Here is a 17,273-nt window from a genome sequence, read left to right as displayed (position 1 = left end):
CCCTTTCGCAGTGCAGCGTAGGCATCGGGACCTGCGTTCAGTGACGGTGCGGCCGCATCTCGTGGGGAATCCCGCCCTGCTCCAGGCCGTTCTGCGCCAGCCACGCATCGGTGGTCCTGATGGCGCGCTCGATGTGATCAGATGTCCGCGAGAAGTCGTAGGGCGATCCCACCAGCGGACACAGCGGCGGCACCACGAAATACTCGATCTCCGGACCAAGCCCTTCCAGCTCGCTGACCAATTGCCGGGCAATCAGGAGCGTGAGCGCGTGCAGCGCATTGGCGACTGCACCGACCGGCGGCGCCTGGGCCGCGCAGGCGTGGCCCGTCGGCAGGATGATCAGGCGCTTGGCGCCCTTCCTGACCGCGACCCGGATCGGCGTGTTGCTGGAGATCGCGCCGTCGGCGAGATAGGCATCGCGGTAATGGACCGGCGTGAAGGCCCCGGGAATCGCGGTCGAGGCGACGATTGCCTCGGCGGTGGAGCCTTCCGACAGCACCACGCAGTCGCCCGAAATGATATCGGTCGTCACGATATGCACAGGGAGCCGGGCATCCTGCAGATTGCGGTATGGAATATGGTCGTCGATCAGCTTGCGGATGCCGTCATGCGGAATCAGGAAATCGCGGCGCCAAAGGAAGCCCAGCAGCGTCCTCCAGGTGACCGGGAAAACGTCACGCCGCTGCAGCCCGCGCCAGACGGTGCCCAGCCGCTGCACGCCGCCAAGCGTGGGATCGCCCGCATAGAAGGCGCCATTCAGCGCGCCGACACTGGAGCCGACCACCATGTCCGCGGTAATTCCGTGCGCGGCGAGCGAATGCAACATCCCGACCTGGATGGCGCCGAAGCTGCCGCCGCCGGCGAAGACAAAGGCGGTCTTCACGCGGTCTGTCTGGCCGGATATGGACAACGCCTGGTCGCTCCCTCGGCGCCGCGTCGAACTCGCGCGGCGTTAGGGACGTTATAGCAGCGGGTGAAGCGGGGGTGCTACTGCCCTCGTCATTCCGGGATGGTCCAAAGGACCAGACCCGGAATCTCGAGATTCCGGGTTCGATGCTTGCGCATCGCCCCGGAATGCGGGCGAGGCCTCACCGCTCGACGAACGCCTTCTCAATCACGAAATGGCCGGGCTCGTGGTGGCTGCCTTCGAGGAAGCCGCGGCTCTCGAACAACTGGCGCAGCTCTTCCAGCATTGCCGGACTGCCGCACATCATGATGCGATCGGTTGCGATATCGAGCGGCGGCTGGCGAATATCGTTGAACAATTGTTCGGAAGCGATCAGGTCGGTGATGCGGCCGCGGTTGCGGAACGGCTCGCGGGTGACGGTCGGGTAATAGACCAGCTTCTCCGACAACAGCGGTCCGAACAGTTCATCGTCGCGCAGCTTCGCCACCAGCTCTTCGCCATAGGCGAGTTCGCAGACCTGCCGGCAGCCGTGAACGAGCACGATGGTCTCGTACCGCTCGTAGACGTCGGGGTCCTTGATCAGGCTGGCAAACGGCGCCAGGCCTGTTCCGGTCGACAGCAGCAGCAGACGCCTGCCCGGGATCAGATTGTCGGCGGTCAGCGTGCCGGTCGCCTTGCGCCCGACCAGGATGGTGTCGCCCTCTCTGATCTTTTGCAGTTTGGAGGTCAGCGGCCCGTCCGCGACCTTGATCGAGAAGAATTCGAGCGCTTCCTCATGATTGGCGCTCGCCATGCTGTAGGCGCGCAAAAGCGGCCTGCCATCGACCTCGAGGCCGATCATGGCGAACTGCCCGTTCTGGAAGCGGAAGCCGTAATCGCGGGTGGCGGTGAAGCTGAAAAGCGTGTCGGTCCAGTGCCGGACAGAAAGAACTTTCTCTCGATAGAATGCGCTCATGTGTTTTGGTTTTTCCGATAGGCTCGATTGAGGAAGATTGTGTCGTTGATGACCCCAGCGCGGCAAAAACCCGCGAAATCATTGACGATCTCGCATGCAGGCCGCGCCGCCGACAGAGATAATCAAAATGCCTTGATGCGCAATCGAGAACTCAAAATGGTGGTCGGCTTATTTTGCATAACGGCTCGACACGATATCGTTAAGGCCGCGCCAGTGCGTAATTAACTTGCTGAAATCGTCGCCGATCTGGCAATTAATTGCTGCCGGTTTGGCGGCGAAGGAAATGCGTCCAACATGCTCATCAGCCAGCGAATCTTCGTCGAGTCGGTCAGGCAATATTGCCTCGATCATGAGATCGCGATCGAGGTCAGATCGGATGGCTGGCTGATCGTCATGCGGCGCGGGCCGAGGCGTCACCTCGCATTCGGATATGATGTCGGACTGAACAGCGCCACCGCGCATCAGATCGCCAATGACAAGGCGGCAACGGCGGAGCTCCTGAAGCTTTCCGGCGTTCCCTGCATTCCGCACACGCTGTTCCTGGGTCCGAAGCGGAGCGCTTTCGTCCCTGCATCGCGATCACCGGACGCGATGCTTCGGCTTCTCACCGATCATCCCGGCGGCCTGGTCGTCAAACCCAATGAGGGGACGTCAGGCGAATGCGTGTTCATGGTGACGACGAAGCCTGCGCTCGAACGCGCCGTCGCCGTGATTTTCTCGGCCTATCCAGGTCTCGCCATTTCGCCTTTCGTGAATATCGAAGACGAGGTTCGCGTGGTGCTCGTCGACGATCTCGCCGTGGTCGTCTACAGCAAGAGCCGACCTTCGGTCGTAGGGGACGGCGAGCATTCGCTGCTCGAGCTCGCGCGCGCGGCCACGCCGGAGCCATTGAGATCGCGCGTGCTGGCTGACATCGCCGGCGACATGGCGAGGGCCGAGCTCGACGCGATCCTGCCGATGGGCCAGCGGCGCGTCCTGAACTGGCGTCACAACCTCGATTTCGGCGCGCGGCCCGTTCTCGTGGAGGCGGGAGAAATCCGCAACGCCTGCGTCCGGACCGCGGTCAAGGCCGCGCAAGCGATCGGCATCCGGTTCGGATCGATCGACGTGGTGCGGGTCGATGGCGCCTGGCACATCCTCGAGGTCAATTCCGGGGTGAAAATGGAAGCGCTCGGCCGGCTGCACCCCGATCTGGTCCATGCGGCGTACCATACCGCGCTCGACAAGGTGTTTGGGTGAGCGCCCGGCACTCGCGTGGTCCCGACCAACGCCGGGATTCATCGACGCCATCCTCGGCGGCCTTGCCGCAATGTTTCCCGTTGTGGAATGCACGCGCGCCGACTAGCGTTCAGCGTCGCGCAGCAGACGTGCAGTTGGTCGCCTCCAGCGCGATCCGTTGCATCTCAAGTCGCCATCGAGCGGGAGCGAACGCCATGAACGACACCGTCAATCGCCAGATCCTGCTGGTGGAAAAGCCGACGGGAAAGCTCGGACCGGAGCATTTCAAGCTGTCCAAGGCAGCCGTTCCGGAGCCAAAGGACGGCGAGGTGCTGGTGCGGACGCGCTACATCTCGCTGGATGCCGCCAACCGGGCCTGGATGCACGGCGCGACCTATCGCGCGGCGGTCGAAGCCAACACCGTGATGGCCGGCGGCGGCATCGCCGAAGTGGTGGCGTCGAAAGCCCCTAGCCTTGGCCCGGGCGACATCGTGTTTGGCGACACCGGCTGGCAGGATTACGCGGCCATGCCGGCAAAACATCTGAGCAAGATGCCGAAGCTGGAGCCGATGACGCATCTGCTCAGCGTCTATGGCATCGCCGGCCTCACCGCCTATTTCGGCCTGCTCGATGTGGGAAAACCAAAAGCCGGCGAGACCGTCGTGGTCTCCGCCGCCGCCGGCTCGGTCGGCTCGCTCGTCGGCCAAATTGCAAAGATCAAGGGATGCCACGTGGTCGGCATCGCCGGCGGCAAGGACAAGTGCCACTGGCTGACGTCCGAACTCGGCTTCGACGCCGCGGTCGATTACAAGGATGGCGCGACCTTCAAGGCGCTGCGGGCGGCGGCGCCCAAGGGCATCGATGTCTATTTCGACAATGTCGGCGGCGACATCCTGGAAGCCTGCCTGTCGCTGATGAACAATCGCGGCCGCATCGCCTGCTGCGGCGCGATCTCGCAATATGACGGCGTGCCCTCGGCGCATGGCCCGCGCGGCGTGCCCGGCCTGATCGTGGTAAAACGCCTGATCATGCAGGGTTTTATCGTGATGGATTACATGGACGCGCGCGACGCGGCCCTGAAAGACCTGCAATCCTGGGTCGCTGCCGGCAAACTGAAGGTGCAGGAAGACGTGATCGACGGCCTGGAAAATACGCCGAAGGCGCTGATCGGATTGCTGGGGGGCGAGAACCGCGGCAAGCGCATGGTCAGGGTATGATTCCCGATGTCCAGAATAGGCCAGGTGCGCCGAGCGCATTGCGAAAGCGCGGCATTATTGGTCCATTCGGCACGAGCGAGAACCCGCCAGGGCATTTGTTAGGCCTTGAATCTGGTGCCATGATGATCGAGCCGCAAACTCGTCCAGGGCTCATGGAAGTCGATTTGACTTCCGAGCACGGCTTGGCGTTTCAGCGCGCCGTCTCCGACCGGCATGGACCGAAGATCGTGCAGGCTGCATATCTTGCGCGCAGGATTTTCATGCTCCGTTCGCCTTGGGCGCCCGGGCTGCGCTTTTTCGGTGCGGAGACAAGGCCGCAGGCATTGGACGGAGATGGGTCCGCCGAGGTTTCCTTCAGCCTGAGCGGATCGGGAGAGGAGCTTGAGGAAGCATTTGTATCCTGCGTAGGGGAAGGGATTGATCGGCTTTCGCAGATCGAGTGCCCAGGTGACGTTGCGACCGTTGCCGCCTTGCCCAAGGTAATTGCGCAGGTATCGCCCGCCGCTGCGGCGGCGATTGAGCAGGACATGGCCAATCAGGCGCTGCCCAAATCCACGCTGCTTGCATGGGTAAAAGGAAGATGGCTCGAATCCGGACACTCCTTCGATGGCAGCCGTGAGGTGTTGCTCCCTGCTGATTGGTGCCTTCGGCGCGCAACCAGCAAGCAACGCTTGAAGCCCCGCACTACGCTCAGCGTTGGTGTCGCAGCCGGCCCGACTTTCGATTGGGCGGCCTCGCGCGCGCTCCTGGAGTTGATTGAACGCGACGCAGCGAGCCTTTGGTGGAAGGGTGGGCGCCGCGGCAAGGCCGTGCCGCTCGACGGACCGGGGATGTCGGAAATCGTGCGGCTCGTCGGAGCCTTGCGACAGCAAACTCGTGACCGCACCTCGTGGTTGCTCGACATCACCACCGATATCGGAATTCCGGTCATTGCCGCGCTGTCCTGCGACAAAGAGGGCCGGCAACTTGCCTACGGGTTGGCCGCGCGGCTGTCGATGGTGGAAGCCGCGCGCGCCGCCATCCTGGAGCTTTGCCAGACGGAGCTGGCGATTCTGTTCGCAAAGATCAAACTGGCGGATGTTGGCGATGGACCGCTTCTGCCTACCGATCGCGCCCATCTCGAACGCGACGCGAAAATTAGTGCGGAAACGTGCGAGCTATTGCATCCGCTGGGTGTCCAGGCGATGCAAAATGATTCGATCCGGAGCTCGGAGCTTCCAACCATCGCGAAAGCAATGGCCAAGTCCGGGATAGAGGCGGTCCTGGTCGACATGACCCGGCTGGAATACGATATTCCGGTGGTGCGTGCGGTGGCTCCCGCGTTGCAGCCGTTGCCGTCCGGCATGGTGACGGAACGGCTACGACGTGCATGCCAGGATTTTGGCGGAGGCGACCGCTACACAGGTGGCTTGGCGTTGATCTCGTGACCGAGGTTCAATGGAACTGCTGCCGGTAGTGTGATATGTAACTGGCGACCGGCGCCAAAAACCGTGGCGGGCAAATGGGGCTGCAAAGCGGAACGCCCACAGGCCAGAGCGACAGCGACAGTGGTGCGAACGGCCCCACTCTGTCCATTAACTTGCTTGGCAAGTTGTCATTGCATGTCGGCGACAACGAAATCGAGTTGTTGAGCCGCAAGACCAGAGCGTTGCTCGGCTATTTGGCACTAACCGAAACTCAGGAAGAAAGCCGCGAAAGACTGATCGGTCTGTTCTGGAGTGAGTCGCCCGAGGAGCGGGCTCGTGCGTCTCTACGGCAAGCTCTTCACGAGATTCGCGCTGCACTTCTGCCCAGTGGATTCGACGGATTCCGCACCGATAAGCTCGTTGTCGGGCTTGACCGTACGCAAATCAGCGTGGACTTGGTCGATGTGCTCAAGGATGCGATCAATGGATCGCCGCACCCGCGGCTATTGAAGCAACAAAACCTGATAGACGACATTCTTGGCGAAGTTGAGAGCAGTGATCCCGCGTTCCAGACGTGGGTGTTGGCCAAGCGGCAGACCATCCGCGATCAGCTCATCCGGCATCTCGAAGCCGCTTTGCGCGGGCAGATCAAGGCAACCGAGATTGGGCGGGATATCGCCGTCGCGATCGTCAATCTCGACCAGACTCACGAGGAAGCCTGTCGATATCTGATACGCGCGCACGTCGCAGACGGCGCGATTGGCAGCGCCCTGAAAATATACAAGAACTTGTGGGATCTCCTCGAAGCGGACTACGACGTCGAACCCACCCAGAAGACGCAGGACTTGATAGCCGAGGTCAAGGCTGCGCTGCCGTTCAGCGGCCCGTCCGGCGCCATCAAGACATCCATCCCGCAACCGGAAGCCCGAGTCGCCATGACGGCAGTGGGCCCGCAACAGCCTTCAACGCCATCGGTCCTGAACGTCGACCGGCAATTGGCGGCACGCGAGGCCAGACTCATTCTGTCGGTCGGGCAGTTTGTGCTGTCCGGCAGTGATCCAAAGCAAGATTACCTGGCTCAGGGTTTTCGCCGCGAGTTGATCGCCTGCTTCGTTCGTTTTCGAGAATGGCACATCCGTGATTGGACCAATCCTCCAGCCGACCGCGCATTGGAAGGCTCAAAGGATGAATTCATCCTGGACGCGAGCGGTTTCGAAACCCGCAAGGCGCTGCATCTGGTGCTGACACTGCGCGACGGTACAACAGGCACCTATCTGTGGAGCGAGAGTCTTACGCTGACTCTGGAAAACTGGCACCAATCGCAACAGAACCTGGTACGTCGCATCGCTTCAGCGCTCAATGTTCATGTTTCGGCGGAGCGAATGAACCGGATCACGAGCCGTCAGGTCGCCGATCTAAAGGCATATGACATCTGGCTGTTCGGCCAAGCCACATTACTCGGCTTCGATCCTCAGCGATGGGACAATGCGGCCGATCTATTTCGACAGGTCGTGCAGCAGATGCCCGACTTCGCACCGGCTTATTCCAGCCTGGCGCAGTTGAATAATTCCTACCATATCGTCAAGCCTGGAACACCTCGCGACGCTAACCGCACGATGCAGGCGCTTGCCTATGCGCACGAAGCCGTGCGGCTGGACCCGCTCGATTCACGCAGCCAGCTATGCCTTGGATGGTCGCACGCGATGGCGAAGCATTACGAGCAGGCGATGATCTATATTCCACTGGCGCATGGCCTGAACGACAACGATCCCTGGACGCTGGTGTCGGCGGCTAATTGCTATGCGTTTTGCGGTCACGACAAGGAAGCCGCGGAACTTGTCGACTCGATGCTGCAACGGAAAGCGACAATTGCTCCGAGTGCGCTGCAGTGGGCGTACCACACCGCGGTACGCTTCATGATCGGAGATTATGAAAGCTGCGTGATGGCGGCCGACTTCGCCGGGGACCTGAACGCAAACGTTCCGGGACTGAAGGCCGCCGCGCTTTACCACCTTGGCCGGGAGGAGCAGGCCGCGGCCGAACTCAATCGTTTCTTCGCCCTCGTTCGAAGTCGCTGGTCGGTAAAGGAGCCGGCAACTCCCGCGGCGATAACTGGCTGGTTTCTAAAGCTGTTCCCGATCGCAAGACCGGAGACCTGGGCCCGCCTGCGCGATGGTATCGCCGGCGCCGGTGCTCCGACCGACGGCCTGTTTCATCATCAGTGGTGAACGGCAGGCGCCGGCCCGCCCTCACCCGCAGTTTCGAATCGAATAGTCTCCAATACGTGCGGCATGCAGCTCCAGCAGCACAGTCTTGGCCATTTGCGGCAGCGGCGCGCCGAAGAAGTCTTCGTAAAATCGCGGCATCGGATACAGAGGATTTTCCTTGTCTAGTTCAGCTTCGGTGTCTTCCACCATGGATTTTGGCGGTAGCTTGATCACCGCGGTTTGCGAACTGTATTGAACGATTTCCAGCCCGACCATGCCGTCGGGAAACGAAATCCTTAATCCGATATCCGCGGCTTGCGCCAACAGTTCTTCTCGGGTCCGGGGTATCGCGGGCGCAGGCCTGTTGGGTGCGATGTAGTTCTTCCCGGTCGCCCACGACTTTACAAGCTTGCCCCAAAGGATGTCATCGCTGATCTCCAATTTGGTGCCCATCACTATCTCCGATTTGTCAATGAACTCAAATCAACGCGCGCTCGCCGACGCAGCGCTTTCAATGCTGAATTGGCCGGGCGGAACACCGGTCAGCCGCAGTTTCGTATCGAATAGTCGCCGATGCGAGCAGCATGAAGATTAAAGAGCTCGTCTTTGGAAAGTGCGGGAAGGGGGACGCGAAAGAAGTCTTCGTAGAACTTCGGCATAGGGTAGACCGCATCCGGCTGGCTGAGCTTGGCCTCGGTGGCCTCCACCATCGCTTTCGGCGGCAGTTTGATCACGGCAGTCTGCGGGCTGTATTGGATGACCGCCAATCCGACCATCCCATCAGGAAACGTGATGGTCAGGCCGATTTCCCTGGCCGTGTTCAGCAAATCTTCCAGCGTCCGCGGGATCGCAATGGGGTCCTGACCCGGGTGGACAAGATTCCTTCCGGTTGCCCACGATTTCACCAGCTTGCCCCATAGGACGTCATTGTCGATCTCCAGCGTATCACCCATGTCTATCCTCCATCATTGCCGAGACGTGCAGACCATCTTCTATCCGGACCCTTCGTCAGTGCTCGGGTTCAAGGATTCCATTCGACTTCATGAACATCAGGAGATCGGCGAAGCTTTCGATCTCGGGCATCCTGATGAGCGGGCCTTCAGGGGTACCCAGCCGTTTGAGCGGCTCGTATTGCTCTTTGAACTGAAGCAAAGGATCGAACGGCGAGCTGCCGACCTTCAACGGGTATTTCTGCATCGCACCAGCGATCGTCTCAGCAATAATGATCGACCCTAGCAGGCCAAGACGCTGACCGTGATGCTTGGCTTGGGCTTCATACAGGACAAAAAACGGCAGTGGCGGGTCTTGCGCGATCGCCACGATATCTTCGGGGTCGAATTGTTCTGATATACCGCCTGGATTGGCTGTCTCCTTCAGCCAGGCCGTCAACCCGGAAACGTGTTCATCGTAGGGTGGAAGAAAATTTACAAGATCGGTAGCCTTTTCGGCACTCTTGGCGCGCAACGCGTCGATGAGTTTAGGTACAGACCAGATTCTGGCAAAGACGGCACTCACGAGATCGCGGTTTGGCAGTCCGGGGGCGTCTCCATTTTCGTCCGAGTTCGGCATCAACGGCGCAAAATAGAATTCGCTCCGTGCCAGCGACGAAAAATTCGGGCGGAGCCGACGGCTCAAATTCACGGGCGGCTGACCATTGAGCGGGAAGAAGTGTTCCCAATTGACCATCCACTCCTCGGACAGAGGGACAAAGCCCGGAGAACGCCGCGAGTTGAAATGCATCGCACGACCGGCGTCAATTGCCTCCGCGCCTTTTACGCGATAGCTGTCGCGAAGCATCGCATGTCCGCAGCGAAACGCGCCGTGAGAAAACTCGACGGGAATTTGCCCAATTACCTTCTCGTCAGAGAGAAGATTCTGGGGGTTAGTTGTGGGAAGGAAATAGTAACGGTATACGGAAGGATCGAGCAGACGATAGAGCACGTCTTTGACGATGATCTTTCGGTAAATTAGCGTCAGAATGAAACGCGCGCAGATGAAGTTTCGATAGGCATCCGGCGCCGTGGAGGGCTGAAGCGCGCGGTCGATCTGATCTAGGACGAAATTGTGCATCCGGTGAAAAACAAGCGTCAGCTGGGCGATAAGCGCCTGGTCTTCATTGCGGGCGTCGGCTATCAGGGCCTCCGTGCGGAGGCACCGCGGGGCACCCTTGCGATCGACTAACCCATCGTCGCTGATGTCCGTCGGCACGGCCCGGCCGATATCCGCAAACGGCATGTGGGCGGTCGATCCCGATCGGGCTTGCGCACGGCCGCAGCGCAATTGCGTACGCGGCATGAAGCCGCGAGACCGTTCGCACAGCCGGCTGTACTCGTATGCCTGCGGACTCACGTCGGGACCGCCGCCATAGATAGTGTCGAGGGTAAGCGGCTGCTGCCTCGCATTCTGAAACCCAAAACGTCGGCCCTCGGTGGCAGCGAGCGAGATCGAGGTGTTCACCATGTCGTGGGCAAGGAACTGCAACAGGTAGGTGTATCCCGAAGGAATGTTCGGATTGTCCTCTGGGAGCACTTTGTCTTCATCGGGTCGAGGGTCGCGTTTTTCCTCACTGGGCGGAGGGTCACGGCTGATGCGCGCCGAGAGCTTGCGCATGAGGGTGCGCAAGTCGCGCGGATCCTTGCCTGCTCCAAACATCTCGGAGTCGGACATCGGAAGCAGGTTTCGCATTCCGCCAATATTGCTGTCGGCACCGAGCAGTCGCGCGCCGTCCTTGATTTCGGGAATTACTGAAGCATTTATTCCGTGCATGGCCTCCGCCTCCCCCGGTTCGGCATCGAGTAACTCACGGCACCGTCAATTCAGCGTCAAAGTCACGCAACCCGATGAGACTACAACGAATTTTGGTCCAGATCGGCACCGGAAAACGGCATTGAAAGACGTGGACGGGGCGGCACATATTCCTGAATTGTTGCATGCCCAGATCCTCGAGCGGCAGCTGAAGGATACCCTGCACCCCTTCCGCGACCGCGTTGGTCATCGCGATTCCGCCAGGAGGCGCAACCGCTTGCAGCCGTGCTGCCACATTGACGTCGTGGCCATAGATGTCTTCCGGGTCGGCGATGATGTTGCCGCAGCTTAGTCCGATGCGGAAAACGATTTGACGATCAACGGATACACCCTTGCAGCGCTTGGCCATGCCCTGCTGTATCTGGATGGCGCAACGCGCCGCATCCAGCGCCGTCCCGAATTCAGCAAGAATGCCGTCGCCGGTGGATTTCACGAACTTGGCGCAATATTCAGCGATTTTTGGGTCGATCAGCTCGCGGCGATGGGACTTGTAGAGAAGGTAGGTTCGTTCCTCATTCAGGCTCGTGAGCCGGGAGTATTCGACGACGTCAGCGGTGAGAACCGCACCCCATCTGCGTTCAAGAAACGGCGGGATTGGCTCGCTTGCTATCCTGGCGATTGCTGGCAACTTTCCTGCTGCAGCGAAGTGCTCCAAATGCATCTTCGACTCCGTATTGTTTGCGCTTCCAATGCCTCCTGAGACGTTGCTGCGTTGGTCGGCGGCTCGTCTCACCCTTTGAATGGCCGGGAGGCTGGCAGGCTGGCGTCATCCGAGCGTTATCTGACCGGGAGAAAGCGTAATCCGATCGGGAGATGTGACTGCGGCTCGAACAACGGCGCGCTTTTCCGCTTCGTGATCAATCCGAACGCTGCCAAAGCAACAGGCTTCCACGCTTTGGCCGGCATCGCCAAACGACCGCAGCGAAGCGAACGTATCGGACGGTCCGGATGACTTCCGTCTTTCGAGATTTCAGATCTGTAATTATGTCATGCTTTGGCCGATGAAGCGCGACGCGAAACAGCTTCATCGGCAGGCAGGCGGAGTAGAATGTGGACTCCCAACAGGATAGAAGCTCCGGTTTGGGAACGGATACCGAGGCTTTAAACGATCAAGCCGGCACGTCCGGGATTGCGCGCGATGTTCCGCCAGGAAGTTAGGCGGCGCATGCGCCGTCGGAGGAGGAAGTCATGAACGACCCCGCCAGCCCTCAGACGCATTGGGACAGCGTCTACGTCGCCAAAGGCGAGAACCAGGTGAGCTGGTTTCAGGAAACGCCTGAACCCTCGCTCGAGCTGATCAAGCATGCGGGGGCTACGCGAAGCTCGGCCATCATCGATATCGGCGGCGGTTGCTCACGCCTTGCGGAATGCCTGATTTCGCCGGGCTATGCCGACGTCACGGTGCTCGATCTATCGGCCGCGGCGCTTGCCGCCGCACGATCCCGGCTGGGGGACAAGGCAGGCCAGGTGGCATGGATTGCGGCTGACGTGACCATCTGGGAGCCGTCGCGGACCTATGATGTCTGGCACGACCGCGCAGCCTTTCACTTTCTGACCGATCCGGAGCATCGAACGGCCTATATTGCCCGGCTTCGGCGTGCATTGCGCCCCGGGGGACATGCCATCATCGGCACCTTCGCGCTCGATGGCCCGGAGCGGTGCAGCGGCCTGATCGTCAGCCGCTATGACGCGAGCAGCCTCGCCGCAACGCTTGGACGCGATTTTGAACTGATCGATAGCCGCCGGCATCAGCACGTCACGCCCTGGGGCGCTACGCAGAATTTTCAGTTCAGCACGTTCCGGCGCGAGCCCCATTGAGGTGAGTACCCTTGCCGGCTAGTGGCTGAACTCGCCTTTCGCCATCATGAGATGATGTTGCTGATGGTGGGCGCCCTGCACCATGATCCCGATAAAGCCGAGCGCCTTGAGCTTTGTCACCTGCCTCGTGTCGTCGCTGGTGACGGTGAGCCTGACGCCGTTCGGCAGATCTTCCGTCGCGGCGTTCCAGCCGAGCTGACCGAGCTCGTGCACATGGGCGGGAACCATGCGCTTGATCGCCGGGAGCGTGCGGCCCTCGCCTGTCACCGTGAACTCAATGCCGTTGTCGAGAGCTCGCTCGGCGGCGGCGGCGTGCATGGTCACCTCGTCCATATCGATCAGATGCTCGCGCAGCGCCGAGATGTTGACCTTCGACCAGTCGGTCGCCGGATCGGCCTCCAATAGTCGCACGATTTCCTGGACGGTACCGAATGCCGCCTGTCCGGCCAGCGCGGGCTGATCGGCGGTCTTGCCTTCCCTCATCATCTCATGCCGGGCATGCATCATTTTCATTTTTGCGTGCATGTCGTTCTGCTGCATCATCTGTTGCTGGCCGGGATCGCCCCGATTCACTGTCCCATCCGTATTGGCGTGGTCGTGCTGCGCCGCCGCATAGGCGGTCGCGCCAACGATTGCAATACCGGCAAGGCCGGCCTTCCATGACCATGACGACATCATCCACCTCATTCCTGAACGCGCCCTTGTTGACAGCATACGCGATCACGCCGAACCCAGACATGATCTGGATCATGCCAACGGCAGGATCGAAGCAAATGATCCTCGGTGGACATTCCATGCTCATTCAGGGCTCTGCCGTACCTCCTGGAATCAACCTGGCATAGGTAATGCCCATGACCACGCTGTAGGTCAGTATCATCATCAGCGAGAAGAGGGCAGGCTGAAGACCGAGACCCGCCTGGCTGGCGAACAAGCCTCGACCCAGGGCTGGAAAGAACACCAGGCCCATCAGAGTCCAGCCCAGCACACCAAAGACGCATCCCTTGGCGGCTCCGCTGCGGCCAGGCAGCCACCTGTAGGTGCGGCCAAACAGGAAGCCGAGAAAGACGGAGCCATTCAAGAAGGAAAACGCCCATGGAATCAGCGGGTGAACCGAGCTGCCCACCAGGTGGCTCAATGCCTGCTGCAAATCTTCGTAGGGCTGGAAGGACTGAAGCAGACCCAGCCGGTATTTCAGAACCATGAGTCCGGAGTGAGCGATGCTTCCGCACAACCCCGCGACGAGAGCTTTCCATATCCGGTTGGCCCTCCGGAGATCGCGAGGCTTGTTGTCAGGCAGCTTCGACACCCTGTATCGCCCGGTCTCGAAATACGATCAGTGTTTCGTTCGCTGGCTAGCCGAATTGGTCAAGCACAGGTTGATTTCCCGCAAGACTCCTGAAAAGGGCGGGCCGCAGGCCCCGGGATATCGAATCCGGCGATCACCGATCTCCTTGCAGATGATCTCGGCGCTAGAGACCGACCCCAAACTTCGCCAAAGCCCATGAGGTGACGAAATAGAGAACGATCGTAAGTATGCAGCCGGCACCCAGGCTTGACCAGAAGCCCACACCGGCCCGGAGCATCGCCGGCAACACCAGGAACATCGGCAGCGACGGCAGTACGTACCAGAATGTGGATTGGGCATGATCGGCGATGCGCGCGATATCCCCGGTGTCGCGCCAGAGCCAAAGGATTCCCAACAGGGACACCAGCGGCAGCGAGACGATAAGCGCGCCGAGAGCCGGACTGCGCTTTGCCACTTCGGAAACCACCGCGATGATCAGTCCGGACAGCAGGCATTTAACGATGAAGTACGTCATGTGTTCCGCAAGTTCTGGAGTGAGGCGCGACCCGCGTACCCCCGGGTGGATATCTCAGGATCCCGCCTGCGGGATCGTCTGCGGACCCGGTGTCTTGCCGCGCCCGCGCCGCCTCGAGCGCGGATTACAGCAGCGGCTTGCGCTCGCGCACATGCAGCTCAAGCGCGACCTCGACGGATCAAAATGGCGTTCTGCGCCGACACGCGATCGGCAGGATCGGTCCGATCCGGGTGTAGAGACTGTTCTCGATCCGCAAACCTGTCAACACCGGGCAGCGACAGCGGCACCGCCGGGATCACCGAGATCGGCGCGTACCGGCTTTCATATTTGATCTGGCCGCCGGCAGCCTCCTTCTGGTACGACATCGCCGTTGCTGGTCAGTGTACTATCATTGGGGAGGAAGGCTGTGCGTATCGCCGTGCTCGGCGGAGGCCCCGGCGGCCTCTATTTCGCTTATCTCTGGAAAAAGCGCCACCCGGCCGCCGCGATCGACCTGTTCGAGCAGAACGCTGAAGGCGCTACCTTCGGCTTCGGCGTGGTGTTCTCCGATCAGGCGCTGGAGTTCCTGCGCGCCGACGATCCCGACACCGTGCAAGCGATCGCGCCGCGGATGGAGAGCTGGAACAACATCACGCTCAATCTGCGCGGCGAGAGCGTCGAGATCGACGGCGTCGGCTTTTCCTCGATCGGCCGGCTCGAGCTGCTGACCATCCTGCAGCAGCGGGTGCGCCTGGCCGGCGTCGCGCCGCGATACGACACCGCGATCGGCTCGGTCGAAGCGCTGCAAGGCTATGACCTGATCGTCGCGGCGGACGGGCTGAACTCGCTGGTGCGCCGCAGCTTCGAACGGGAGTTTTGCGCGTCGGTCACGCATTCCACCAACAGGTTTGCCTGGTACGGCACCGGCAAGCGTTTTGCGACGCTGTCGCAGACTTTCGTAAGAACCGAGCGCGGCGCCTTCAACGCGCATCACTACCGCTATTCCCCCGACATGAGTACCTTCCTGGTCGAATGCGACGCGGCGACGTGGCAGGCATACGGCTTCGAACACAAGAGCATCGAGCAATCGAAGGCCATCTGCGAGCAGATATTCGCCGCCACCCTCGAGGGCCATCCGCTGCTGTCGAACAAGTCGGTGTGGCGCAATTTCCCCTGGATCTGGAACGAGCGCTGGTCGCACCGGAACATGGTGCTGATCGGCGATGCGCTGCATTCGGCGCATTTCTCCATCGGATCGGGGACGCGGCTTGCGATCGAGGATGCAATCGCGCTGACAAAAGCGCTGGAAGCGGAGGCGAACATTCCCGCGGGACTCGCGCGTTACGAGAACGAACGCAAGCCGGTCGTGAAAAAGCTGGTGACGGCGGCGCGCACCAGCGCCGACTGGTACGAACATTTCCCCGAACACATGAAGCTCGACCTGATGGATTTCGCTTACAGCTATATCACCCGCTCCGGGCGGATCGACGATGCGCGGCTGCGCGCGATGTCACCCGCCTTCATGGCCCGCTATGAAGCGTCGAGGACAAGGTCATGACGCGCGAGATCGCCGATCAGGTGCCACGGGATTGCGCCGGCGCGCGCGAGATCGGCTTTGCCATCCCCGAGCGCTACAATGCCAGCCGAATCCTGTTCGACAATCTTGCCAAAGGCCACGGCGAGCGGCTGGCGCTGACCGGTCCGGCCGGCGCGCGCAGCTATGCAAAACTCTGCACCGAAGCCTCGCAATGGGGCCACGGTTTCCAGTCGCTTGGCTTGAAGCGCGGCGACCGCATCCTGATGTTCCTCGACGACACGCCTTGCTATCCGGCGGCGTTTTTCGGCGCGGTCCGCGCAGGCTACGTGCCGCTGCTGATCAACACGCTGACGCCGCCGGACCTGCTGCAATTCTACCTTTCGGACGCCGGCGCCACGGTCGCCGTCGCCGATGCGCAGTTTTGCCCGCGCTTCGACGCGGTCGCCTGCAAGGACACGCCGCTGCGCACCCTGATCGTGGTCAACGGCGCCGCCGGCGGACATGCCGTGCAAAATACGCTGATCGCCGAACAGTGGTTGCAGCGCTTTCCCGGCGACCTTCCGGAAGCCGACACCCATCGCAACGAGATGGCGCTCTGGATGTATTCGTCGGGCTCGACCGGACGGCCCAAGGGCATCGTGCACCTGCAGCACGACATGGCCTATAGCGAGGCGGCGTTCGCCCGCAACGTGCTGAAGCTGAAGCCGGACGACATCTGTTTCTCGGTACCCAAAATGTTCTTCGCCTACGGGTTTGGCAATTCCATCACCTTCCCGTTCTCGGCCGGCGCGGCGACGCTGCTGCTGCCGGGCCAGCCGAAGCCGGCGGCGATCTTCGCGGCGATCGAACAATTCCGCCCGACCGTCTTCTTCGGATTGCCCACGCTCTACACCTCGCTGACCAGCGCCAGTGGCGCGTCGGCGACGGACTTTTCGTCGCTGCGGATGGCGGTATCCGCCGCCGAAGTGCTGTCAGCCGACGTCTTCAATGGCTGGAACAAGCTGACCGGCCTCGAGATCATCGAAGGGCTGGGCTCGACCGAGGTGCTGCACATCTATCTCTGCAACCGCGCCGAGAACAAGAAGCTCGGCGCGGCCGGCCTGCGCGTGCCCGGCTACGAGATCGCGCTGCGAGACAGTGACGGGCGCGAGGTCGGCGACAACGCCGAAGGCATTTTGTGGGTCCGCGGCGATTCCAATACGCCACTGTACTGGAACCGGCCGGACAAAACCGCCGAGACCATCCGCGAGGAAGGGTGGATCTGCACCGGCGACCGTTTTGTGCGCGATAGCGAAGGTTTTCATTTCTTCCGCGGCCGCGCCGACGACCTGATCAAGATCTCCGGGCAATGGGTCTACCCGCTCGAGGTCGAGCTGTGTCTCGCCGATCATCCCGACGTGCGCG

Annotated in this window: 16 protein-coding genes and 1 pseudogene; 7 read left to right on the top strand and 10 right to left on the bottom strand. The window is 61.1% G+C overall.

All coding sequences use genetic code 11. From position 1 onward, the window contains the following. Window positions 1-37 precede the first annotated feature (37 nt). Window positions 38-910: a patatin-like phospholipase family protein gene (locus tag WCE35_RS11100; RefSeq protein ID WP_424593383.1), complete on the bottom strand. Its 873-nt coding sequence runs from the start codon at window positions 908-910 to the stop codon at window positions 38-40. 178 nt (window positions 911-1,088) lie between these two features. Beyond that, window positions 1,089-1,862, bottom strand: a complete 774-nt coding sequence (locus tag WCE35_RS11095) for a ferredoxin--NADP reductase (RefSeq protein ID WP_424593382.1) — start codon at window positions 1,860-1,862, stop codon at window positions 1,089-1,091. Between the two features lie 294 nt (window positions 1,863-2,156). Here WCE35_RS11095 and WCE35_RS11090 point away from each other — a divergent pair, with 294 nt between their 5' ends. The 4 genes from WCE35_RS11090 to WCE35_RS11075 all read left to right on the top strand — a co-directional run bounded on the left by WCE35_RS11090 (window position 2,157) and on the right by WCE35_RS11075 (window position 7,931). Then, window positions 2,157-3,101, top strand: a complete 945-nt coding sequence (locus WCE35_RS11090; RefSeq protein WP_424593381.1) for an ATP-grasp domain-containing protein — start codon at window positions 2,157-2,159, stop codon at window positions 3,099-3,101. Between the two features lie 194 nt (window positions 3,102-3,295). Further along, window positions 3,296-4,297 carry an NADP-dependent oxidoreductase gene (locus WCE35_RS11085; protein ID WP_424593380.1) on the top strand — a complete coding sequence of 334 codons (1,002 nt, stop codon included), beginning with the start codon at window positions 3,296-3,298 and terminating at the stop codon, window positions 4,295-4,297. A gap of 119 nt (window positions 4,298-4,416) precedes the next feature. Continuing rightward, entirely contained in the window at window positions 4,417-5,724 is a 1,308-nt protein-coding gene (locus WCE35_RS11080; protein ID WP_424593379.1) for a YcaO-like family protein, read from the top strand. 74 nt (window positions 5,725-5,798) lie between these two features. Continuing rightward, window positions 5,799-7,931 carry a BTAD domain-containing putative transcriptional regulator gene (locus tag WCE35_RS11075; RefSeq protein WP_424593378.1) on the top strand — a complete coding sequence of 711 codons (2,133 nt, stop codon included), beginning with the start codon at window positions 5,799-5,801 and terminating at the stop codon, window positions 7,929-7,931. Between the two features lie 21 nt (window positions 7,932-7,952). Here WCE35_RS11075 and WCE35_RS11070 read toward each other — a convergent pair whose 3' ends face one another. The 4 genes from WCE35_RS11070 to WCE35_RS11055 form a co-directional block, all read right to left on the bottom strand. Beyond that, window positions 7,953-8,363, bottom strand: coding sequence for a hypothetical protein (locus tag WCE35_RS11070; protein ID WP_424593377.1), 411 nt, complete (start codon window positions 8,361-8,363; stop codon window positions 7,953-7,955). Between the two features lie 89 nt (window positions 8,364-8,452). Continuing rightward, window positions 8,453-8,863, bottom strand: a complete 411-nt coding sequence (locus tag WCE35_RS11065; protein ID WP_424593376.1) for a hypothetical protein — start codon at window positions 8,861-8,863, stop codon at window positions 8,453-8,455. A gap of 55 nt (window positions 8,864-8,918) precedes the next feature. Continuing rightward, window positions 8,919-10,676: a peroxidase family protein gene (locus tag WCE35_RS11060; RefSeq protein ID WP_424593375.1), complete on the bottom strand. Its 1,758-nt coding sequence runs from the start codon at window positions 10,674-10,676 to the stop codon at window positions 8,919-8,921. Window positions 10,677-10,710: 34 nt separating this feature from the next. Beyond that, window positions 10,711-11,376, bottom strand: a complete 666-nt coding sequence (locus tag WCE35_RS11055) for an adenylate/guanylate cyclase domain-containing protein (protein ID WP_424593374.1) — start codon at window positions 11,374-11,376, stop codon at window positions 10,711-10,713. Between the two features lie 527 nt (window positions 11,377-11,903). Between WCE35_RS11055 and WCE35_RS11050 the strand changes: the two genes are divergently transcribed. Then, entirely contained in the window at window positions 11,904-12,533 is a 630-nt protein-coding gene (locus tag WCE35_RS11050; protein WP_424593373.1) for a class I SAM-dependent methyltransferase, read from the top strand. An 18-nt stretch (window positions 12,534-12,551) separates the two neighbouring features. Here the strand turns inward: WCE35_RS11050 and WCE35_RS11045 are convergent, their stop codons facing one another. The 4 genes and pseudogenes from WCE35_RS11045 to WCE35_RS11030 form a co-directional block, all read right to left on the bottom strand. Further along, window positions 12,552-13,208 (bottom strand): hypothetical protein, encoded by a 657-nt coding sequence (locus tag WCE35_RS11045; protein WP_424593372.1) that lies wholly within the window; start codon window positions 13,206-13,208, stop codon window positions 12,552-12,554. A 127-nt stretch (window positions 13,209-13,335) separates the two neighbouring features. Next, on the bottom strand, window positions 13,336-13,839 hold the full coding sequence (locus WCE35_RS11040; RefSeq protein WP_424593371.1) for a DUF6789 family protein: 504 nt from the start codon (window positions 13,837-13,839) through the stop codon (window positions 13,336-13,338). 163 nt (window positions 13,840-14,002) lie between these two features. Beyond that, entirely contained in the window at window positions 14,003-14,353 is a 351-nt protein-coding gene (locus WCE35_RS11035; protein ID WP_424593370.1) for a DUF3147 family protein, read from the bottom strand. Between the two features lie 127 nt (window positions 14,354-14,480). Next, window positions 14,481-14,724, bottom strand: a pseudogene (locus WCE35_RS11030) (efflux RND transporter permease subunit); the annotation flags it as partial. A 35-nt stretch (window positions 14,725-14,759) separates the two neighbouring features. Between WCE35_RS11030 and WCE35_RS11025 the strand changes: the two are divergent. Continuing rightward, window positions 14,760-15,890: an FAD-dependent monooxygenase gene (locus WCE35_RS11025; protein ID WP_424593369.1), complete on the top strand. Its 1,131-nt coding sequence runs from the start codon at window positions 14,760-14,762 to the stop codon at window positions 15,888-15,890. Then, window positions 15,887-17,273: benzoate-CoA ligase family protein (locus tag WCE35_RS11020; protein ID WP_424593368.1), on the top strand; the 1,387-nt coding region annotated here is incomplete at its 3' end. The genes WCE35_RS11025 and WCE35_RS11020, both read left to right, overlap by 4 nt.

It is taken from the genome of Bradyrhizobium sp., assembly GCF_049691595.1.
Lineage (GTDB): Bacteria > Pseudomonadota > Alphaproteobacteria > Rhizobiales > Xanthobacteraceae > Bradyrhizobium.
The sequence above is the reverse complement of the archived record's forward strand: the minus strand, read 5'-3'. Positions and strand labels throughout refer to the sequence as shown.

What these genes read in the sequence shown, in the direction of transcription:
- WCE35_RS11095 (WP_424593382.1), bottom strand. Translation starts at nt 1,862, where the DNA reads ATGAGCGCATTCTATCGAGAGAAAGTTCTTTCTGTCCGGCACTGGACC.
- WCE35_RS11090 (WP_424593381.1), top strand. Translation starts at nt 2,157, where the DNA reads ATGCTCATCAGCCAGCGAATCTTCGTCGAGTCGGTCAGGCAATATTGC.
- WCE35_RS11085 (WP_424593380.1), top strand. Translation starts at nt 3,296, where the DNA reads ATGAACGACACCGTCAATCGCCAGATCCTGCTGGTGGAAAAGCCGACG.
- WCE35_RS11080 (WP_424593379.1), top strand. Translation starts at nt 4,417, where the DNA reads ATGATGATCGAGCCGCAAACTCGTCCAGGGCTCATGGAAGTCGATTTG.
- WCE35_RS11075 (WP_424593378.1), top strand. Translation starts at nt 5,799, where the DNA reads ATGGGGCTGCAAAGCGGAACGCCCACAGGCCAGAGCGACAGCGACAGT.
- WCE35_RS11070 (WP_424593377.1), bottom strand. Translation starts at nt 8,363, where the DNA reads ATGGGCACCAAATTGGAGATCAGCGATGACATCCTTTGGGGCAAGCTT.
- WCE35_RS11065 (WP_424593376.1), bottom strand. Translation starts at nt 8,863, where the DNA reads ATGGGTGATACGCTGGAGATCGACAATGACGTCCTATGGGGCAAGCTG.
- WCE35_RS11060 (WP_424593375.1), bottom strand. Translation starts at nt 10,676, where the DNA reads ATGCACGGAATAAATGCTTCAGTAATTCCCGAAATCAAGGACGGCGCG.
- WCE35_RS11055 (WP_424593374.1), bottom strand. Translation starts at nt 11,376, where the DNA reads ATGCATTTGGAGCACTTCGCTGCAGCAGGAAAGTTGCCAGCAATCGCC.
- WCE35_RS11050 (WP_424593373.1), top strand. Translation starts at nt 11,904, where the DNA reads ATGAACGACCCCGCCAGCCCTCAGACGCATTGGGACAGCGTCTACGTC.
- WCE35_RS11045 (WP_424593372.1), bottom strand. Translation starts at nt 13,208, where the DNA reads ATGTCGTCATGGTCATGGAAGGCCGGCCTTGCCGGTATTGCAATCGTT.
- WCE35_RS11035 (WP_424593370.1), bottom strand. Translation starts at nt 14,353, where the DNA reads ATGACGTACTTCATCGTTAAATGCCTGCTGTCCGGACTGATCATCGCG.